At 60.6% G+C, this 2,353-nt stretch carries 3 protein-coding genes and 1 tRNA gene; 3 read left to right on the top strand and 1 reads right to left on the bottom strand.

The annotated features are described in order from the left end of the window. Positions 1-788, top strand: a 788-nt coding sequence (locus tag EN750_RS29910; protein ID WP_210212780.1) for a hypothetical protein, incomplete at its 5' end; no start/stop codon positions are given. 169 nt (positions 789-957) lie between these two features. Here EN750_RS29910 and EN750_RS29905 read toward each other — a convergent pair. Next, positions 958-1,042, bottom strand: a tRNA-Leu gene (locus tag EN750_RS29905). A 275-nt stretch (positions 1,043-1,317) separates the two neighbouring features. Between EN750_RS29905 and EN750_RS29900 the strand changes: the two genes are divergently transcribed. Further along, positions 1,318-1,905, top strand: coding sequence for a YqaA family protein (locus EN750_RS29900; RefSeq protein WP_127398887.1), 588 nt, complete (start codon positions 1,318-1,320; stop codon positions 1,903-1,905). A gap of 34 nt (positions 1,906-1,939) precedes the next feature. After that, positions 1,940-2,353, top strand: a 414-nt coding sequence (locus EN750_RS29895) for a disulfide bond formation protein B (protein ID WP_145968042.1), incomplete at its 3' end; no start/stop codon positions are given.

Below are 2,353 nucleotides of genomic sequence, written 5' to 3'. Positions count from 1 at the left end.
CCGTAGATCTTGTGCACATGAGTTCTGCCGCTGCCGAACGGTGGCCGGCGCTTTCAGCAATGCTGCAAAGCATCGCACCGTATCGGAAGATGTTTTCGCATGCGATCGATGCGCATCCTCATTTGGACTTCCATCCAGCACTTGTAGCCCAATTTCAGAACGTGAGGCGAGACACCTTTCTGAACCATGTCAGCGGTGTGCCCTTTGGCGGCCATCAATATCCGTTACCTGAGGATGCGTCCTTGGTTCAAAGCTTGGGACTGGACCATAAACCCTACATTACCGTCCACAATTCCTTCAGCGAGGAGTCGGGTCGCCCTCGAGCTACGCGAGATTATCCGTTCTTGGATGATGTCGTGAAAGAGGTGAAGGCGCAGTTGCCGGATCTTCCGGTTGTCCAAGTCGGCGTGGTAGGAGGCACCCTCAGTTCGGCCGACTACAACCTTTCTTCCAAGACAACACAGCCGCAAATCACCTCCGTTCTTGCGAACTCGTCCATGCATTTCGACATGGAGGGAGGGCTTGTTCATATCGCAAGCTGTGTAGGGACGCCGTGTTGTGTCGTTTTCGGTCCAACGCCGATCGGCTATTACGCCTACCCGAACAATATCAATATTGCCCCGCGTGTCTGCGGCGATTGTTGGTCCATTACATTGGATTGGCAAAAGACCTGCCTTCTCGGCGCCGCGGAACCGCCTTGCATGTTCACGCAACCACCCAAGGCGGTGGCGCATGCGGCGTTACCGCATCTGCGAGTTTTGTTGAGCGAAAAGCGCCGATCAGCCTGAAGGGGCACTTGCAGGCGAACAAGGGCCGGCAAGCGTTAGCATGGGAAACAGCAGACCACGATACACGAAAAGGCCAACCGGGAACGCAACGCCGGCGCTGCCGCGCACAAGCGGATCCCAAAACAAACACAGGCTAAATTGTCCCACCCGAAGCTCGAAGAGTGAAGGATGGTGCCCCTAGCCGGAATCGAACCAGCACTCCTTGCGGAACTCGATTTTGAGTCGAGCGCGTCTACCAATTCCGCCATAGGGGCTCAGGCCGGGCGGCCTGGATGGCGCGGGACTATACGGTTGGAGGGCTGTTCGTCAACTGGCCAATTCTCCGGCGCCCTCAAGATGCGACCAAACTGCGCCTTTCGATTTCGTGAGGGGGCTGCCATTGTGCAGCGCGGAAAATCTTTCTAGACAGGCGGCGCATCAAAGCGCGGCACGTCTGCGGGACGGATGGCGTGCTCTGGGTCTTTGTTCTGTGCATGCCGTTAAACCCCAACCTGCCTGCGCAATGGAACGACACGCATTAGGAGTGCCGATGCTTCGCGGACTTTACGACTGGACCTTGTCGCTGGCGGCCCGCAAATCCGCCGAATGGTGGCTGGCCTTCATCGCCTTCGTCGAAAGCTCGGTGTTCCTGGTGCCGGCCGACGTGCTCTATCTGCCGATGGCGCTGTCGCGGCCGGATCGCGCCTACCGCTATGCGCTGATCGCCACCGTCGCCTCTGTGCTGGGCGGCATCGCCGGCTGGTTCATCGGCCACTACGCCTATGACGCCGTGGCGAGGCCGATTCTCGAATTCTACGGCAAGTACGACCAGTTCGAAGCGCTGCGCGCGGGGGCAGGCGTCGGCTTCATCGTCCTGATGCTGATCACGTCGGGCGCTGCCCACCTGCCGCCGATCAAGGTGGTGACGATCCTGTCCGGCGTCATCGGCGTCAATTTGCTGTTGTTCGTGGTGCTGGCGATCGTGGCCCGCGGTGGCCGTTTCCTGCTGCTCGCCTGGCTGCTGCGCCATTATGGCGAACCGATCCGCGAATTCATCGAAAAGCGCCTCGGCCTCATCGCCGGCGCCGGCGCGGCTGCCCTGATTTTGCTCTATATCCTGGTCAAATACGCGTTCTGAACAGAACCATTGCGAGCCGGACGGACCGATTGAAATGACAGCGACCATGAATGCCGACACCGGACGCCAGCGCACGCTGACCGCCTTGTTCCTCGCCGTCGCCATGGCCGCCACCGTTGGCTCGGCGCTCGGCTTCCAGTATCTCGGCGGCTATATCCCCTGCCACCTCTGCCTCGAACAGCGCACGCCCTACTATATCGGCGTGCCGCTGATGGTGCTGGCGGTGATTGCGTCGATGCTGCACGCACCCAGTTGGCTGACGCGCGGCCTGCTGGCCGTCGGCGGCATCCTGATGCTCTACGGCCTCTATCTCGGCGTCTACCACTCCGGCGTCGAATGGCAGTGGTGGGCCGGCCCGACCGATTGTACCGCAGGCGCCGGGCCGGTCGACACCGGCGGCAAGGGCGTGCTCGACGCGCTCGACAAATTCGTGCCGCCGTCCTGCGAC

The organism is Mesorhizobium sp. M7A.F.Ca.ET.027.03.2.1 (assembly GCF_003999175.1).
Classification (GTDB): domain Bacteria; phylum Pseudomonadota; class Alphaproteobacteria; order Rhizobiales; family Rhizobiaceae; genus Mesorhizobium.
This window is presented reverse-complemented; position numbering and strand designations above follow the sequence as displayed.